The 17487-nt window shown below is 74.1% G+C and carries 16 protein-coding genes; 11 read left to right on the top strand and 5 right to left on the bottom strand.

Going from position 1 to position 17487, the window contains the following annotated elements; genetic code table 11:
• Positions 1-21 precede the first annotated feature (21 nt).
• Entirely contained in the window at positions 22-867 is an 846-nt protein-coding gene (locus tag AW274_RS26845) for a fumarylacetoacetate hydrolase family protein (protein ID WP_062437315.1), read from the top strand.
• On the opposite strand, the gene AW274_RS26840 is transcribed toward AW274_RS26845, so the two are convergent.
• From AW274_RS26840 to AW274_RS26825, 4 genes are read right to left on the bottom strand one after another with little or no spacing between them, the layout of a single operon-like run.
• Entirely contained in the window at positions 861-1988 is a 1128-nt protein-coding gene (locus AW274_RS26840; RefSeq protein WP_062437314.1) for an alpha/beta hydrolase family protein, read from the bottom strand. The two genes, AW274_RS26845 and AW274_RS26840, sit on opposite strands and share 7 nt — an antisense overlap.
• Before the next feature lie 11 nt (positions 1989-1999).
• Positions 2000-3310, bottom strand: a complete 1311-nt coding sequence (locus AW274_RS26835) for a S41 family peptidase (RefSeq protein ID WP_062438016.1) — start codon at positions 3308-3310, stop codon at positions 2000-2002.
• Positions 3311-3357: 47 nt separating this feature from the next.
• Positions 3358-4431 (bottom strand): ABC-2 membrane transporter-related protein, encoded by a 1074-nt coding sequence (locus tag AW274_RS26830; protein ID WP_062437313.1) that lies wholly within the window; start codon positions 4429-4431, stop codon positions 3358-3360.
• Positions 4428-5141, bottom strand: coding sequence for an ABC transporter ATP-binding protein (locus AW274_RS26825; RefSeq protein ID WP_062437312.1), 714 nt, complete (start codon positions 5139-5141; stop codon positions 4428-4430). The genes AW274_RS26830 and AW274_RS26825 overlap by 4 nt, the downstream gene beginning before the upstream one ends.
• Before the next feature lie 209 nt (positions 5142-5350).
• Between AW274_RS26825 and AW274_RS26820 the strand changes: the two genes are divergently transcribed.
• Together AW274_RS26820 and AW274_RS26815 are read left to right on the top strand one after the other, a co-directional pair.
• Positions 5351-6595 (top strand): sensor histidine kinase, encoded by a 1245-nt coding sequence (locus AW274_RS26820; RefSeq protein WP_083974847.1) that lies wholly within the window; start codon positions 5351-5353, stop codon positions 6593-6595.
• Complete coding sequence (locus AW274_RS26815) at positions 6592-7257, top strand: response regulator (protein WP_062438012.1); 666 nt, start codon at positions 6592-6594, stop codon at positions 7255-7257. Before AW274_RS26820 ends, AW274_RS26815 begins: the two co-directional genes overlap by 4 nt.
• Positions 7258-7282: 25 nt before the next feature.
• Here AW274_RS26815 and AW274_RS26810 read toward each other — a convergent pair whose 3' ends face one another.
• A complete protein-coding gene (locus AW274_RS26810; RefSeq protein ID WP_062437311.1) occupies positions 7283-7588 on the bottom strand; it encodes a MiAMP1 family antimicrobial peptide in 306 nt (101 codons plus the stop codon).
• Positions 7589-7770: 182 nt separating this feature from the next.
• Here AW274_RS26810 and AW274_RS26805 point away from each other — a divergent pair, with 182 nt between their 5' ends.
• The 8 genes from AW274_RS26805 (at position 7771) to AW274_RS26770 (ending at position 17485) form a co-directional block, all read left to right on the top strand.
• Complete coding sequence (locus AW274_RS26805) at positions 7771-8574, top strand: hypothetical protein (protein ID WP_062437310.1); 804 nt, start codon at positions 7771-7773, stop codon at positions 8572-8574.
• A 24-nt stretch (positions 8575-8598) separates the two neighbouring features.
• On the top strand, positions 8599-9558 hold the full coding sequence (locus AW274_RS26800; protein WP_062437309.1) for a dipeptidase: 960 nt from the start codon (positions 8599-8601) through the stop codon (positions 9556-9558).
• A gap of 87 nt (positions 9559-9645) precedes the next feature.
• Entirely contained in the window at positions 9646-10998 is a 1353-nt protein-coding gene (locus tag AW274_RS26795; protein ID WP_062437308.1) for a serine hydrolase domain-containing protein, read from the top strand.
• On the top strand, positions 10995-12593 hold the full coding sequence (locus AW274_RS26790) for an ABC transporter substrate-binding protein (RefSeq protein WP_062437307.1): 1599 nt from the start codon (positions 10995-10997) through the stop codon (positions 12591-12593). Before AW274_RS26795 ends, AW274_RS26790 begins: the two co-directional genes overlap by 4 nt.
• Positions 12594-12595: 2 nt before the next feature.
• Positions 12596-13594, top strand: coding sequence for an ABC transporter permease (locus AW274_RS26785; RefSeq protein WP_062437306.1), 999 nt, complete (start codon positions 12596-12598; stop codon positions 13592-13594).
• A complete protein-coding gene (locus tag AW274_RS26780) occupies positions 13594-15396 on the top strand; it encodes a dipeptide/oligopeptide/nickel ABC transporter permease/ATP-binding protein (protein ID WP_062437305.1) in 1803 nt (600 codons plus the stop codon). Before AW274_RS26785 ends, AW274_RS26780 begins: the two co-directional genes overlap by 1 nt.
• Positions 15393-16127, top strand: coding sequence for an ABC transporter ATP-binding protein (locus tag AW274_RS26775; RefSeq protein WP_083974845.1), 735 nt, complete (start codon positions 15393-15395; stop codon positions 16125-16127). The genes AW274_RS26780 and AW274_RS26775 overlap by 4 nt, the downstream gene beginning before the upstream one ends.
• Entirely contained in the window at positions 16124-17485 is a 1362-nt protein-coding gene (locus AW274_RS26770) for a serine hydrolase domain-containing protein (protein WP_062437304.1), read from the top strand. Before AW274_RS26775 ends, AW274_RS26770 begins: the two co-directional genes overlap by 4 nt.
• Positions 17486-17487: the final 2 nt, after the last annotated feature.

Genomic DNA, 17487 nt, shown 5'->3' with positions numbered 1-17487 from the left:
CGAATCGTGAGGAACTGCACCATGGAACTCTTCCGCCACGGCCCCGCCGGGTCCGAGCGCCCCGCCGTCCGCCACGAGGGCCGCGACTATGACCTGACGCCGCTCACCGCCGACATCGACGGCCCGTTCCTGGCCGACGACGGCATCGAGCGCATCGCCGAGGCGCTGGCCGCCGACACGCTGCCCGAGATCGACACCGCCGGACGGCGCATCGGCTCCCCGATCGCCCGCCCGCCGGCGGTGGTGTGCATCGGCATGAACTACGCCGCCCACGCCGCCGAGTCGGGCGCCGCGCCGCCGCCCTACCCGATCGTGTTCCTCAAGCACCCGGGCTGCGTGGTCGGCCCCGACGACGACGTGATCCTGCCGCCGAACTCGGCCAAGACCGACTGGGAGGTCGAGCTCGCCGTCGTCATGAAGGGCACCCCCCGCTACCTCGACGACCCCTCGCAGGCCCTCGACTACGTCGCCGGGTACGCGCTGTCGAACGACCTGTCGGAGCGGGCCTTCCAGCTGGAGGAGTCGGGCGGCCAGTGGTCGAAGGGCAAGTGCGCCGAGACGTTCAACCCGCTCGGGCCGGTGCTGAAGCCCGCCGCCGAGGTCGACCCGACGAAGCTGCGGCTGCGGTCGTGGGTCAACGGCGAGCCGCGGCAGGACTCCAGCACGGCCGACATGGTGTTCTCCGTCGCCGAGATCATCCACCACCTGAGCCACTACATGCTCCTCATGCCGGGTGACGTGATCAGCACCGGCACGCCGGAGGGCGTGGCGCTGTCGGGCCGCTTCCCCTACCTGAAGGTCGGCGACGTCGTGACGATGGAGATCGACGGGCTCGGCCGCCAGGAGCAGGTCATCGTCGCCTACTGAGCGGCGAACCTCACCTCCGGGTGGCGCGGCGACGGCCCGTCCAGGAGAGGCTGGGGCCGGCCGCGAAGGTGCAGGTCGAGGAAGGCGGCCACGTAGGCGCGGGTCAGTTCCGCGCCGCGGGCCGCCGGCAGCATGCCGGGCAGGGACTCCAGGCCGATGACGCCGGCCACCAGCGGCACGTCGGTGAACGTCTGGTGCTCGGCCCGGTCGACCACCAGCCAGCGCCGCCACCCGGTCAGCTTCCTCCAGTCGCGGTCCCACGAGTGGTCCAGGCCGCCCGGCGCGTGTTGCGGCGTGCCGAGGAACAGGAACGGCCGCGACAGGCCGCCGTCGGGGATGCGGGCGTAGGTGGTGCCGTCCATGTCGATCCCGGCGCGGATACGGGGGTCGGCGACCATGGCCGCGACGGCGGCGGCCCCGCCGATCGACTGGCCCGCCATGGCGATCCGCTCCCGGTCGATCAGGTGCGGATACGCGGTGGTCAGCCGGTCGAGGACGAAGGACACGTCGGCCGCCCGGCCCCGCACCAGCCCGGCGCGGAAACCGGGGTCGTTCGAGGACTCGCAGGCCAGGCAGCCGACGACCCGCCCGTCGGCCAGGGTCGTGGCGTAGCTCTCGTGGGTGTGGTCGATCCCGGCCACGACGTAGCCCCGGGCGGCCAGGTCCTCGGCCAGTGACGTGAGGGTGCTCATCGGCTTGGTGAAACCGGGGGAGAGCACCACGAGCGGCAGCCCGCGCCCGGCCGGGTCGGCGTCCCTGACCGCGTGGGTGCGCGTCTGGCTCAATGCCTGGGAGGACTCAGGGGCCATGCCCGTGCCGGTCAGCAGCAGCTCGGCCTCCTTCACCGACATGTACGGGGCACGCGGCCCGTCGCCCGGTTTGGTCGGATACCAGAGGGTGACCTTCAGCTCCCTGGCCGGAAGGCTCTCGTCCCAGGGGTCGGGGCGGGAGGCGTCGGTCAGGTGCAGGACCGTGCTGCCGATCGGGCCGCCGGCGGGGACCGGGAGGGTGACCGGGCGGGCCGGCGCGGCCGAGGGGGCGGCGGACCGGGGCGGTTCGGGCGCCGAGCAGGCCGAGGCGGCGACGGCGGTCAGGAGCGCGGCGGCGAGCAGTCGTCTCATCGGAACTCCGTTCACGGGCGCAGCAGGGTCAGGGCCGCCTCCAGCGCGCGGTCACGCCCGGCGGCGGCGTCGCGGGCGGTCGGCGGCACGTGCCGGTCGGGCGGCACGCCGATCCCGTCGACGACCTCCCCGCCGGGGCCCAGGTGGTGGCGGTGGGGCAGGCTCAGCGTGGTGCCGTTCCCGAGGTCGAACCGGCGGGCCGGACCGGGGATCGCCCCGGCGGTCCGGGCGCCGACCAGCGTGCCGGCGCGCAGATCCTTGACCGCGGCGGCGAAGTGCTCGCAGGCGGCCGCGCAGCCGTGGTCGACGAGCACGACCAGGGGCAGGCCGAGCAGCGGGACGGTGTCGTCGGTCCACACGCCCTGGCACCGCCCATCGGCCGTGCACCCGTGCGCGGTGACCTTCTCGTGGACGAACGCGCTGAGCAGCCGGACCGCCTCCGTCGAGCTGCCGTCGCCGTTGCCGCGCAGATCCAGCACGACGCCGGTCAGAACACGTCCGGCCCGCAGCCGGGAGATCGCCCGCAACGCCCTGTTGGCGGCGTCGGGCGGGAACCCGGACACCCGCACGTAGGCGACGCCACCGCGCGACTCCGACCGCACCACCCGCAACGCGGCCGGGTCCCTCGGATAGACCCCGGGCGTGAGGGTCACACTCCAGCGGCGGCCGGTGCCGGGCCGCAGCAGCCGCAGGCGCACCGGGTGGGCGTCCGGGTAGACGGGCGCGAGTTCCCCGTCGGCGCTCTCGATGACGTCGCCGGGACGCAGCCCCGCCGCCCGCGCCGGGCCGCCGTCCACGGCGGTGACGAACAGCGGCGAGGGCGGCGCGCTCGTCCGCAGCCCGAGGCCGTAGCCGTCGCCGTCGTGGTGGTCGGGCGGGACCTCGGGCGGCCGCTCCCAACGGGCGTGGCGGACGGCGCCCACCATCGCCACCAGCATGAGGGCGGCCAGGCCGTCGCGCAGGACGGGCAGCCGGTCAGCGATCACCCGGAACCGGGTCTCGAAAGCGGCCCAGTCGGCCACGCGGTCACCGGTCAACGCGGGCATGACCGCCCCGGGCAGGTCCCGCCCGTCTTGGACGAGCTTCCGCACCAGCGCGGCGAAGGCGACGGTCAACAGCTCACGGCCGTCGGCCTGGGACTCGCCGAGAATGCAGAAGTAGGCCCGCTCGACGACGTCGATCGTCGTGGGCGTCATCTTTACGGAGCCCGAGGGCGGTGAGCAGGCTGGCAGCCCGGCCTCGGCGCGCGGCGGCGCGGGAGTGGAGCAGCCCGCCGCCAGCAGCAATGACAGGCCGGCGGCGGCGATCCGCAAAATGGTCATGACAGGCAGCCCCCGAAGGCAGAGGGCGCGCCCGATCCGCACCGGGATCATGACGCCCGGGTCCGGATCCATCGGAGGCAGCAGCCCGCCAGGCCGAGCGTGAGCAGGGCGTAGATGCCGGTCTCGATCCACTGGAAGGGCCAGAAGCGCTCCAAGGGCTGGTAGGCGGCCTGCTGGCGGTAGCCGAGACGGTTGATCTCGGTCAGGCATGGGCTCGTCCCCGGCGGTGCCAATCCTCCCTCGGGGCCGCACGGGCCCGAGGTCGTGGAGATCGGGATCGTCCGGGCGACCGTGCTCGACGGGCCGGAGACGTCCTCGACGGCCGTTCGCCCTGTCGGGCCGGAGAGGTCGCTCGACAGGACCCAGGCGCCCGGATGGCCGGGGACCGCTGAGGTGCGCAGGAAGACGTGCAAGGTCCCGCCGCGTTCCGCGCCGATGCCGTCGACGTTCTCCCGGCCGAGCTCGAAGGTCCCGGTGACGGGCGGCATCAGGTGGGGCCGCACCAGCAGCGGCATGGCGATCTGGACGGCCGCGAACACGACCAGGGTGAGCGCCATCGCGGGCAGCGTCCGGCGGACCAGCAGGCCCACCGCCACCCCGAGGACGAACGCGAACGCCGCGTAGCCCATCGGCGCGATGCCGCGTGCGCCGAACACCACGGGGGCCATCTGCGCCATCTCGGGCACGGCCGACCGGTCGAGCGGGCCCGACCACCACGTCACCGCCAGCCCGCACACCCCGGCCGCGACCGCGGCCGCCAGGCCGACGATCCCGAGCTTGACCGCCAGCCAGCGGCCGCGGGTGACGCTCTGGTTCCACACCAGCAGGTGCGTGCCCGCCTCCAGTTCCCTGGTCACCAGCGGTGCGCCCCAGAACAGCCCGATCAGCGCCGGCACGATCAGCACGACCAGGGTGAGGGCCAGGAAGAGCAGGTCATAGGAGCCGAAGAAGCGGTCGAAGAAGTCCAGGCAGGTCTCGTCCGGTACGCAGGCGGCGATCCCGGCCGCGTACTCGGCGGCCAGGCCGGGGCCGGTCACGCCGAGCGCGACGACCAGGACGAGCAGGACGGCGCCGGTCAGGGCGGCCGAGCCGCGGAACTGACGCCAGGTGAGCCAGATCATCGTTCGTCCATGCCGGTGAGGACGGCGTCCTCCAGGCTGAGGCCGGGACGGTCGGCGAGCAGCCGGTCGACCGGGCCGGCCAGGCGGACGCGGGAGCCGACGAGCACGATCACGTGGTCGCAGACGCGCTCCAGGTCGGAGACCAGGTGGGAGGAGAGCAGCACGCTCAGCCCGTGGGCGGCGGCGGCCTCGGCCAGCTCCTCCAGGAACGCGCGGCGGGCCAGCGGGTCGAGCGCGGCGACGGGTTCGTCCAGGATCAGCAGTTCGGGGCGTTTGGCCAGGCCCAGCGTCAGGGCGAGCTGGGCCCGCTGGCCGCCCGACAACCTCCCCGCGCGGCGGGCGGGCGGCAGGCCGAGGCGGGCGACGCGGTCGCGGGCGAGCGGGGCGTCCCAGCGCGGGTTGAGATGGGCGCCGAGCCGCAGGTGGTCGGCGACGGTCAGGCCCGCGTAGACGGGGGTGTCCTGGGCGACGAACCCGACCAGGGCGAGCTGGGCGGGGGTGTTCCCGGGCCGCGCGCCGAGCACGGCCAGGTCGCCGGTGGTCGGCGCGAGCTGGCCGGAGGCCAGCTTCAGCAGGGTGGTCTTGCCGGCGCCGTTGGGCCCGACCAGGCCGACGACGTGGCCGGCCGGGATGACGACGGTGCACTCGCGCAGCGCCCAGCGAGTGCCGTACTTGCGGCCCAGGGCGCGGGCTTCCAGGACGGCGGTCACGCCATGTCCTCCTGAAACAGTGGGTCCGATGAGGCAGGGCACCGAACGTAGGCGCGGCACCCGCAGGGCCGCGTCGGCCGCGGCGCCGAGATCGGCTACCTCGCGGGGAGGAGGTGCGGCGGGGTCATCCTCACGATGTACTCCCGGCGGCCGGGGGCGCCCTCATCGCGGCCGATGCGGCCGGGCCGGGGCCGCGTGATGATGTCGGGGTGGAAACCGGTGAACGTCCCCCCTGGTGGCGGCTCCTGCTCGACTCCGGCCGGGAGCGGCCGCGGCCGTCCCGCTGGGCGGTGGCCGCCGACGTGGTGGTCGCGCTCCTGCTGACGTTCGTCGTGATGGCCGTGGCCAAGGACCTGTCCGGGTCCGCCGACTACCTGGCGCTGCCGCCCGAGCCCGATCCGCTTCCGCCGCCGCTGCCCGTGCTCCCGGAGGTCCCGGGCGACGATCTGCCGGGCCGGCCGCCGCTGTTCCTGGTGGCGCTGACGGCGCTGCCGCTGGCGGCGCGCCGCCGCTACCCGCTCGCGACCTTCTGGGTGGTGCTGGCCGCCGCGCTGGCCACCCAGGCGGCCACCACCTGGATCACGGTGCTGACCTGCGCCGTCGCCACCTATGGCGCCGTCGTGCACGGACGCAACCGGTTCCTGGCGATGGGCGGCCTGCTGCTCGCGGCGGTGCTGGCGGGGATCGCGTTCCGCGACGTCGCGCCCGTGCCGAGCTGGATGGGGCCGTTCGTGGTGCTGCTCGGCGTCGGCGTCGCGGCGAGTTTCGTCGGCCGGCTGGGCGAGCTGCGGCGGGCGCAGGAGGAGGCCATGCGCCGGGCCGTCGCCGAGGAGCGGTCGCGGATCGCGGCGGAGCTGCACGACGTGGTGACCCACAATGTCAGCGTGATGGTGATCCAGGCCGGGGCGGCCCGCAAGGTCGTCGACGTGGAGCCGGAACTGGCGAAGGGCGCGCTGCTGGCGATCGAGTCGGGCGGCCGCGCCGCCATGGCCGAGCTCCGCCACGTGATGGGCCTGCTGGCCGGGCCCGGCGGCGAACGCCTCGACGGGCCCGACGACGGGCTCGCCCCCCAGCCGGGCCTCGACCGCCTCGACGCCCTGGTGGAGGGGGTGCGGGCCGCCGGGGTGCCGGTCCGCCTGGACGTCGCGCCGCCCGGCCCGCTGCCGCCGGGCATCGACCTGGCCGCCTACCGCGTCGTCCAGGAGGCCCTCACCAACACGATCAAGCACGCGCCGGGCGCGGCGGCGTCGGTCCGGATCGGCGGCGACGGCGAGTGGCTGGAGATCGAGGTGACCGACACGGGCGGAACCCGCGGCGGGCCGCGCGCCCCCGGCGGCCGGGGCCTGATGGGCCTGCGCGAACGGCTGGCCGTCTACGGCGGCACCCTCGACGCGGGCCGGACCGCCGACGGCGGCTTCCGCCTCGACGCCCGCATCCCGTGGGGCCGGTCATGACCGAGCCGCTGCGCGCCGTCATCGCCGACGACCAGGCCCTGGTCCGCACGGGCTTCCGCATGATCCTGGCCGCTGACGGCATCGAGGTCGCGGCGGAGGCCGCCGACGGCGACGAGGCCGTCGCCGCCGTCCGGCGCACCCGGCCCGACGTCGTGCTCATGGACGTCCGCATGCCGCGCACCGACGGTCTGGAGGCCACCCGCAGGATCACCGCCGCCGGCGGGGACACCCGGGTGCTGATCCTGACGACCTACGACCTCGACCACTACGTGTACGCCGCCCTCGCGGCCGGGGCCAGCGGCTTCCTGCTCAAGGACGTCACGCCCGAGCACCTGGTGGCGGCGGTGCGGCTGGTGCGGTCGGGCGACGCGCTGCTCGCGCCGACGATCACCCGCCGCCTGGTGGAACGCTTCGCCCGCCGCGACCCGGCGCGGCCCGCGCTCCATCGCGACCTGGGGGAGCTGACCTCACGGGAGCTCGACGTGCTGCGGCTGCTGGCCACGGGGCTGAGCAACGCCGAGCTGGCCGAGCGGCTGAGCCTGAGCGTGGCGACGGTGAAGACGCACGTCGCGCGGATCCTGTCGAAGCTCGGCCTGCGTGACCGCGTCCAGGCCGTGGTGGTCGCCTACGAGACCGGGCTGGTCGCGCCGGGCCGCCCCTGAGAGCGGCCCGGCGGGTGGTCTCACGTCAGCAGACGATGAAGACGCTCTTCCAGCCGACCGGCGAGATCTGCTCGGCGTTGCGGTTGCTGTCGAGCGTGAAGTGGGCCACGCCCTCGGCGTTGGGCTGGTTGTACATCCGGCCGCTCTGGCCGGTGCCGTACCACTTGTAGGAGCCCCCGAACGGGATGTTGTTGATGCCGCACGCGCTCAGGGCGACGCTGCGGCCCGAGAAACCGGGGCCCTCGTAGGCGACGTACACCGAGGCGTGCGCCATCCCGGCGGTGCCGGCGATGACGGCGGCGATGGCGGAGGTGAGGATGATCCTCTTCACTGGTGTCCTTCCGTTGCGTTGCAGTGCGTGATCATCCTGGAACGTTCCGCGTCCAAGATCGAGTTCGCCGCGCGTACGGTGACCACATGAAGATCGTCTTTTGAACTACCGCGCCGGGCGTACCCGGGGACACCCCGGCAGGCCGATGAGGGGGGCCGCCGCCGGTTCGTAGAGTCCCGGCCATGATCTCCGCACTGACGCCGCCGGCGCTCGTCCTGTCCACGGCCCTCGCGTTCGGCCCGCCCGCCCACGACTACCTCGGCACCTGGAACTACGACCAGCCCGACCGCGCCACGATGCGCAACGTCGCGGTCGTCGGGGCGACTCCGCCGATCCACGTCCCGCAGATCGGCGACATCGTCTTCACCCGCACCGGCGCGAGGATCACCGGCCGGACCGACCAGGGCTGCACGTGGACGTTCGCCGTCAGGCCCGCCTCGCTGGAGCTCGACCCGCCGACGCAGAACTGCTTCAACCGGGTCATCGGGTCGGCGTACACGATCACGAAATGGTCGGTGACCGTGGCCGGCCGCCACCTGCGCGAGAGCATCGAGGCCGTCAGCCACCAGCCCGGCGGCGACTACGCCTTCCGCCTCGACGACGGCCGCCGCACCCGCGCGACCGCCGGGCCGGGGGCGCGCTTCGCGGGCTCCTGGAGGTACGACCCGGCCGACCCGGCGGCCCGGGTGAACGTCGTCACCACCCGCTACGACGACCGGGTCACGCAGACGCCCCGGCAGGGGGAGGTCGCCTTCAGCGGGCGCGGGCGGGTGCTGACGGCCCGCACCGGCGACGGCTGCGCCTGGCGGCTGACCGCGCGCGGCAACACGGCCAAGCTCGACCCGGCCGGGCAGACCTGCGGCGGCACCACGCTCTCGTTCTGGACGGTCGCGAGCGACGGGCACCGTCAGGCGTCGGTGCAGGCGGGCACCGGTCCCGACGGCGGGGCGTTCCTGCTCAGCGTCGGCGCGCTGACCAGGCGGTGATCGGCGCGTAGCAGGATGGGCCGCATGACTTCACCCCGCGCCTTCTGGGAACAGCACACCTGCCTGCCGCTCAGCCTCGACGCCGACGTCGCCGACCTGCTGCGTTACCGCCGCCCCGGCGGGGCCTACGTGTCGGTCAACGTCGGCTACGCGCCGCACTCCCGGGAGGACGCGCTCGCCTACATCGGGCACTTCACCCAGGCCATCGAGGCCCATCCCGACCTGGCGCTGGCCACGACGGTCGGGGAGGTCGACGCGGCGGTGCCGGACGACCGGATCGTGGTCGCCTTCGACCTGGAGGACTCCGCGCCGCTGGCCGGCGACCTGGACATGGTGGAGGTCTTCTACCGGCTGGGGGTCAAGTCGCTGCTGCCGAGCTACAACAACGGCAACGCCGCGGGGGGCGGCTGCCTGGACGCCGTCGACTCCGGCCTGACCGCCTACGGGCGCGACCTGGTGCGGCGGATGAACGAGGTCGGCATGCTGGTCGACGGGTCGCACTGCGGCACCCGTACCGGACTGGACCTGTCGGAGGTCTCCGAGCGGCCGATGATCTACTCCCATTCGGCCATGCGCGGGGTGTGGGACCACGCCCGCAACATCACCGACGAGCAGGCCCGCGAGTGCGCCGCGACCGGCGGCGTCATCGGCATCCCCGGCGTGGGCATCTTCCTCGGCCCCAACACCGCCACCCTCGACGCGTTCGTCGCGCACATCGACTACGCCGTCGAGCTGGTGGGGCCCGAGCACGTCGGCATCGGCAGCGACTACTCCTTCGACGCCGACACCATCATGGAGGACCTGGCGGCCAACCCCGAGCTGTTCCCCGAGGAGTACACCCGCTGGGGCACGATCGCGTTCGTCGAGCCGGAGACGACCCTGCTCATCGAGAGGGAGCTGGTCGGGCGCGGCTATCCGGAGGAGACGGTGCGCGGCATCCTGGGCGGCAACTTCCGGCGGGTGGCCGCCCAGGTCTGGACCTGAGCACCTTGTCCGATCGGACAGGGGCGGCCGGTTCGGGTTGTTCGATCGGCTGAGTACGACGGCCGCCCGGCGATCTAGCCTCGGCACATGACGACGCCGGAACGCTGGCTCGACGAGCACCTCGCCCGGATCCTGGCCGAACGCGGCGTGCCGGGCGCCTCGGTCGCCGTGCTGGCCGAGGGCCGGGTGACGACCGCCGCCGCCGGGGTGCTCAGCACCGCGACCGGCGTCGCGGCGACGCCCGACTCGGTCTTCCAGATCGGGTCGATCACCAAGTTGTGGACGAGCGCGCTGGTGCTGCAGCTCGTCGACGACGGCCTGGTCGACCTCGACGTCCCGGTGCGCGCCTACCTCCCCGAACTGGAGGCCGGCGACCCGGCGATCACCGTCCGGCAGCTGCTCTGCCACGTCGCCGGGTTCGAGGGCGACATCTTCACCGACACCGGCCGGGGCGACGACGCCGTCGAGCGCTACGTCGCCTCGATCAAGGACATCCCGCAGCTCTTTCCGCCCGGTGAGGTGTTCTCGTACAACAACACCGGGTTCGTCGTCCTCGGCCGGCTGGTCGAGGTCATGCGCGGCGAGCCGTTCGACCGGGTGCTGGTCGGGCGGCTCGCCGTGCCTCTCGGGCTCAGCCACGTCTCGCCGAGCCCCTACGAGGCGATCCTGCACCGGGCCGCCGTCGGGCACCTGCCCGGCGAGGGCGGCGGCCCGGTGCCGGCGCCGACGTGGGCGCTGGCCCGCTCGAACGCGCCCGCCGGGTCGATGCTCGCGATGACCGCCCGCGACCTGGTCGGCTTCGCCGCCATGCACCTCGACGGCGGCGCGGGCCTGCTCAAGCCCGGCACGGTGGCGGCCATGTGGACGCCGCAGGTGCGGCTGCCCCGGCTCAGCACCATGGCCGGCGCGTGGGGCCTCGGCTGGGAGCTGGAGGAGTACGACGGACGGGCCGTCGTCGGCCACGACGGCGGCACCATCGGCCAGGCCGCGTTCCTGCGGATCGTGCCTGACCGCGGCGTCGCCGTCGCGCTGCTGACCAACGGCGGCGACGTCCTGGGCGCCTACGCCGACGTCGTCGGGGCCCTGCTGGAGCGGCTGGCCGGCGTCACGCTGCCGCCCCGCCCGACGCCGCCCGCCACGCCCGAGCCGATCGACCCGGCCCCCTACCTGGGTGTGTACGCCGACACGATCTACGACATCACCGTCAGCCAGGACGCCGACGGCGCGATCTGGCTGGAGCGGGTCCCCAAGGACGTCATCGCCGAGATCGGGGAGAAACCCCTGCGGACCCGGCTGGTGCACCTGGAGGGCGACTCGCTCATCGCCCTGGAGCCGATCCACGGCGTCCATCCCGTCTTCGCCTTCGTCGGACGCGACGAATCGGGGCGCGCGAAGCACATCCACTACGGCCGCGTGGTCTCGAGAAAAGGAACGCCATGACGCGCATGATGGCACTGGCGGCACTCGCCCTGACGGGTTCGGTCGGCCTGGCCGCCTGCGGCGGCGAGACCCCCGCCCCACCCGGCCAGGCCGCCGGGACGACCGGCTCCGCCTACGCCGCCGGCAAGACCTTCACCCTGAACGTCGCCGCCGACCCGGGCGCCCTCGACCCGCAGGCGTCGGCGGTCAGCACCCTGTTCCAGCTGACGCAGTACGCCTACGACAACCTGGTCGCCGTCGCCGAGGACGGCAGCATCCAGCCCCAGCTGGCCGGATCGTGGACCGCCGAGGGCACCACCCTCACCTTCGACATCAAGAGCGGCGTCACCTGCGCCGACGGCGCGCCGTTCACCGCCCAGACGGTGGTCGACAACATCGCGTACGTGACCGACCCGGAGAACAAGAGCCCGTTCCTGGGCGTGTTCGTCCCCGTCGGGGCCACCGCTTCGGCCGACGGCGCCAAGGTCACCGTCAAGCTGCCCGCGCCCGCGCCGTTCGCGCTGAACGCGTTCGCGAACCTGCCGATGGTGTGCGACGCCGGGATGAAGAACCGCGCGAGCCTCAAGGCCGGCACCAACGGCACCGGGCCCTACACGCTCGTCGAGGCGGTGCCCTCCGACCACTACACCTACCAGCTGCGCCAGGGCTACACCTGGGGTCCGGGCGGCGCGACCACGGCCGAGCCGGGTCTGCCGGCGAAGGTCGTCGTCAAGGTCGTCGCCAACGAGACCACCGCCGCCAACCAGCTGCTGTCGGGGGCCGCCAACGCCGTCCAGATCACCGGCGCCGACGCAGCCCGCCTGACGGGCGCGGGCCTGAAGTCCATCGGCACCGAGGCCCTCATCGGCCAGCAGTGGTACAACCACGCCGACGGGCACGCCACCTCCGACCCGGCCGTGCGGATGGCGCTGACCCGGGCGCTCGACCTCAATCAGCTCCAGGCCGCCATCACCTCCGGCAAGGGCGCGGCCGCGACCCAGCTGGCCGTGCTCGCCCCGAGCGGCTGCACCGGCGACGCCGTGGCGGGCAACCTGCCCACCTTCGACGCCGCCGCCGCGGGCGCCGGACTGGACGCCGCCGGATGGGTGAAGGGCGCCGACGGCGTGCGCGCCAAGGGCGGCGACCGCCTGACGGTCTCCCTGCTGTACGACAGCGCCCTGGGCAGCGCGGGCAGCGCCGCCGCCGAACTGGCCGTCGCGGCCTGGAAGGCGGTCGGCGTCGACGCCAAGGCCGTCCAGCAGAACCAGACCCAGCTGTCCGGCGTGATCTTCGGGACCGGCGGCTGGGAGGTCGCCTGGGTGCCGCTCAACGTCAGCACCCCCGACCAGGTGATGCCGTTCGTGTCGGGCCCGGCCGCGCCCAAGGGCACCAACTTCGCCGCCATCGACAACCCCGACTACCTCGCCGCCGCCAAGCGCGCGATGGCCGCCACCGGCGCCGAGGGGTGCCCCGACTGGTTCGCCGCCGAGCAGGCCCTCTACAAGGCCGCCGACGTCGTGCCCTTCGCCAACAACGTCGTCCCGACGTTCGTCAAGGGCGCGGAGTTGTCGGTCGTCGGCAGCATCGTCCCGACCAGCATCCGGATGCTCGGCTGACCATGAAGACCGCGACGGCCGGCCTCAAGGCCGGCCCCAGAGTCGGCCCCAGAGTGGGCAGGTGGCCGCGCTTCGCGCTCCGGCGCGCGGCGCGGCTGCTGGCGTCGTTGTGGGTGCTGGTGACCGCGTCGTTCCTGATGATCCACCTGGTGCCCGGCGACCCCGTGCGCGCGGCGCTCGGCCCCACCGCCCCCGCCGACCTGGTGCTCGCCCACAAGGAGGAGCTCGGCCTGCTCGACCCGCTGTGGCAGCAGTACGCGACCTTCCTCGGCCACCTCCTCCAGGGCGACCTGGGGGTGTCGATCGCCAGCCGGCTCCCGGTCGGCGAGGTCATCGCCCAGCAGCTGCCCGCCACCGCCGAGCTCGCCCTGCTGGCCTTCCTGCTGGCGGTCGCGGTCGCGGTGCCCGTCGGCGTGGTGATGGCGGTGCTCACCCGCCGGGGCCGCGGGCGGCGCGCCGAACTGGCCTTCACCGGCGCCAACGTCGTGGTGAGCGCGATCCCCGACTTCCTGCTCGGCGTCGGCCTGGTCTACCTGCTGGCCGTGCAGACCCACGTGTTCCCGGTCGCCGGGCGCGCCGGGCCCGACTCCTACGTGCTGCCGGTGCTGGCCCTGGCGATCGGCCCGGCGGCGGTGCTGTCGCGCATCGTCCGGGTGGAGATGCTCGCGGTGATGGAGGCCGACTACGTGCGCACCGCCCGCGCCAAGCGGCTCACCCCGGTGCGGGTGCACGTCGTGCACGCGCTGCCGAACGCGGTGACCGCGACGCTGACGATCGGCGGGCTGGCGCTCAGTTCGCTGGTGGCCGGGACGGTGCTGGTGGAGAACGTGTTCGCCTGGCCGGGGCTCGGCTCCTCCATCGTCTCCTCGATCGTCGCCAAGGACTATCCGCTGGTGCAGGGCACCGTACTGGTCTACGGCGTCGGCGTCCTGCTCATCAACACGGTCGTCGACGTGGCGCTCGCGCTGCTCGACCCCCGCTCGGCCATCGGGGAGGCCTGATGAGGGCGCTGCGCAGGCCCGTCGGCGTGACCGGGGTCGTTTTGCTCGCCCTGGTGCTGTTCGCCGCCGCGTTCGGGCCGGTGCTGTGGGGGGAGCGGGCCACCGCCGTCGACACCGCCAACCTGCTGGCCGGGCCGTCGGCCGAGCACTGGATCGGCACCGACAACCTGGGCCGCGACCTGTTCGCCCGGGTGCTGGTCGCCGCCCGGCTCTCGATCCTGCTGGCGCTGGCGGCGACCGCGATCGCCATGGTGCTGGGCCTCCTTCTCGGGGCCGCGCCGATGCTCCTCGGACGGCGGCTCGGCCGCCTGGTCACCGCCTCCGTCAACGTCCTGGTCGCCTTCCCCGGGCTGCTGCTGGTGCTGTTCTTCGCCGTCGTGTTCGGCGTCGGCGCGCGCGGGGCCGCGCTCGCGGTCGGGCTGGCCGGCGCGCCCGCGTTCGCCCGCCTGTGCCACACCCTGATCGCCGGGGTGTCCGAGCGCGACTACGTCGCGGCGGCCCGCATCGCCGGGGTCGGCCGGGCGCGCATGCTCCGGCGGCACGTGCTGCCCAACATCGCCGAACCGGTCATCGTGTACGCGACCATGACGGCCGGCGCGGCGCTGCTCACCTTCGCGGGCCTGTCGTTCCTGGGGCTGGGGGTGCAGGCGCCGGACTACGACTGGGGCAAGCTCATGCAGGACGGCCTCAACGGCATCTACGTCCACCCGCTGGCCGCGCTCGGCCCCGGCATCGCCGTCGTGCTCGCCGGGCTCGCCTTCAACCTCACCGGCGAGGCGTTCGCCGCCGGGCCGCGCCGCACCCACGTGCTGCCCCCGGCCGGCCCGCCGTCGCCCGCGACCGCCCCGGCCCGGAACTCGGTGTTGTCGGCCGACGACCTGCGGGTGACCATCCCCGGCCCGAACGGGCCGATCCACGCCGTGCGCGGCGTCAGCTTCTCCGTCGGCGACGGGGAGGCCGTCGGGGTGGTCGGCGAGTCGGGGTCGGGCAAGTCCGTGACCGCGCTGGCGGTGGCCGGGCTCCTGGAGCCGCCGGTCCGCGTCCAGGCAGGACACCTGGCCGTCGCCGGGGAGGACCTGCTGGCGCCCGGCGCCCACCGGCGGCTGGGCACCTCCCTGGCCGTGGTGTTCCAGGACCCGATGACCTCGTTCAACCCCGCCCACCGCGTCGGCCCGCAGCTGGCCGAGGTGAGCCGCTTCCACCAGGGACTGGGCCGCAGGGCCGCGTTCGCGCGGGCGGTCGACCGGCTGCGCGCGGTCCGCATCGGCGACCCCGAGCGGCGGGCCCGGCAGTACCCGTTCGAGTTCTCCGGCGGCATGCGCCAGCGGGCCATGATCGGCATGGGCCTCATGGGCGAGCCCCGGCTCATCGTCGCCGACGAGCCCACGACCGCCCTCGACGTCACCGTGCAGCGGCAGGTGCTCGAACTGCTCGCCGACGTCCGCCGCGACACCGGCGCGGCGCTGCTGCTGATCAGCCACGACGTGTCGGTCGTGACCGACGTGTGCGACCGCGTCCTGGTCATGTACGCCGGCCGCGTCGTTGAGGAGCTGCCCGCCAAGGACCTGCGGGCGCTGGCGCGCCATCCGTACACGCGGGCGCTGGTGGCCGCCGTGCCGGACATGGAGACCGACCTCGACCGGCCGCTCGCCGTCATCCCCGGGCTGCCCGTCGACCCCGTCGACGTGCCGGCCGGATGCGCGTTCGCGCCCCGCTGCCCGCTGGCCGACGACCACTGCCGCACCGTCGCGCCGCCGCTGCGCGACGGCGTGGCCTGCCACAAGGCCGGGGAGGCCCCGTGAGCGCGCTCACCTTCCACGAGGTGTCGGTACGGTACGGCGCGCACACCGTGCTGCACGAGGTCAGCCTGGAGGTGCCCGCCGGCCGGACCGTCGGCCTGGTCGGCGAGTCGGGCTGCGGCAAGTCGACCCTCGCCCGCGCCGCCGTCGGCCTCGCCCCGATCACCTCCGGCTCGATCCTCCTCGACGGCCGCCCGGTCCCCACCCGGGGCCGCCGGCCGGTGCAGATGGTCTTCCAGGACCCCTACTCCTCCCTCGACCCGCGCATGACCGTGGGGGAGAGCATCGCCGAGGCGCTGCCCGGCCGCCCCTCCCGCCAGGACCGCCAGTCGGAGATCGCCCGGCTGCTGACCCTCGTCCACCTCGACCCCGCCCGCGCCGCCGACCTGCCCGGACAGCTGTCGGGCGGGCAGCGGCAGCGGGTCGCGCTGGCCCGCGCCCTCGCCGCCCGGCCCCAGGTGATCCTCGCCGACGAGATCACCTCCGCCCTCGACGTGTCGGTGCAGGGCGCGGTGCTCAACCTCATCCGCGACATGCGCCGCGACCTCGGCCTGTCGATGTTGTTCATCTCGCACAACCTGGCCGTCGTCCGCTACGTCGCCGACCACGTCGCGGTGCTGCACGCCGGGCGGATCGTCGAACACGGCCCGGCCGCGCGGGTGCTCGGCGACCCCCGCCACGACTACACCCGCCACCTCCTGGCCTCCGCCCACCCGCTGAAGGAGCACACGTGAACCAGGCCCACTGGCAGAACCGCCTCGACGAACTGGCCGCCAAGCACGGTGTGCCCGGCGCCCAGCTCGGCATCCTGCGCGACGACGACCTGCTGACCCTCGCCACCGGCGTGCTGCACGCCGGAACCGGCCAGCCCGCCGCCCCCGACTCGGTCTGGCAGATCGGCTCGATCTCCAAGGTGTGGACGGCCACCGTGATCATGCAGCTGATCGACGAAGGCCGGTTCACCCTCCGGACCCCCGTCGCCGAGGTGCTGCCGGAGTTCCGGCTGCGCGACCCCGAGACCACCGCCGCCGTCACCGTCTGGCACCTGCTCACCCACACCAGCGGCATCGACGGCGACCTGTTCACCGACACCGGCCGCGGCGACGACGCCCTGGAGAAGTACGTCGCCCTGCTGGCCGACTCGGCGCAGAACCACCCGATCGGCGCGACCTGGTCGTACTGCAACGCGGGCTACTCGGTGCTCGGCCGGATCATCGAGGTCGCCACCGGGAAGACGTGGGACCAGGCGATCAGGGAGAAGCTCTTCACCCCGCTCGGCCTGACCCGCACCACCACCCTGCCCGAGGAGGCGATGGTCTTCGGCCACGCCATGGGCCACGTCAAGGGCGGCGCCGAACCCGTGGTCGCGCCCGTGTGGGGGCTGCCGCGCGCCGTCGGACCGGCCGGGCTCATCACCGCGCCCGTCGCCGACGTGCTCGCCTTCGCCCGCATGCACCTGCGCGGCGGGCTCGCCGCCGACGGCACCCGGGTGCTCTCGGAGGAGAGCGCGGCGGCGATGTCGGCGTACCAGACCGACTGCCCCGAGAAGCGGCTGCTCGGCGACTCGTGGGGGCTGGGCTGGTTCCGCTGCGACTGGCACGGCCACCGCGCCTACGGCCACGACGGCAACACCATCGGCCAGGCCGCGTTCCTGCGCGTGCTGCCCGAGGCCGGCGTCGCGGTCGCGCTGCTCACCAACGGCGGCCACACCCACGACCTGTACGTCGACCTCTACGAGGAGATCTTCGCCGAGCTGACCGGCGTCCACCTGCCCGAGCCGTTCGAGCCCCCGGCCGAACCCGCCGCCGGCGACCTGACCCCCTACGCCGGCGCCTACGAGCGCGAGTCGGTCCGCATGGAGGTCTTCGACGACGACGGCAAGCCGACCCTGCGCACCATCCTCACCGGCCCGCTGGCCGGGCTGGAGGACGACCCCGTGCAGACCTACGAGATGACCCCCGTCGAGCCCGGCGTCTACGCCGTCCGCCCCGAGGGCATGGAGACCTGGGTGCCGGTCACGTTCTACTCCCTGCCGACCGGCGAGGAGTACGTCCACTACGGCGCGCGGGCGACCCCGAAGAAGCTCGGCTGACC

The sequence above is a fragment of the Herbidospora daliensis genome (assembly GCF_001570585.1).
Taxonomy (GTDB): domain Bacteria; phylum Actinomycetota; class Actinomycetes; order Streptosporangiales; family Streptosporangiaceae; genus Herbidospora; species Herbidospora daliensis.
The sequence above is the reverse complement of the archived record's forward strand: the minus strand, read 5'-3'. Positions and strand labels throughout refer to the sequence as shown.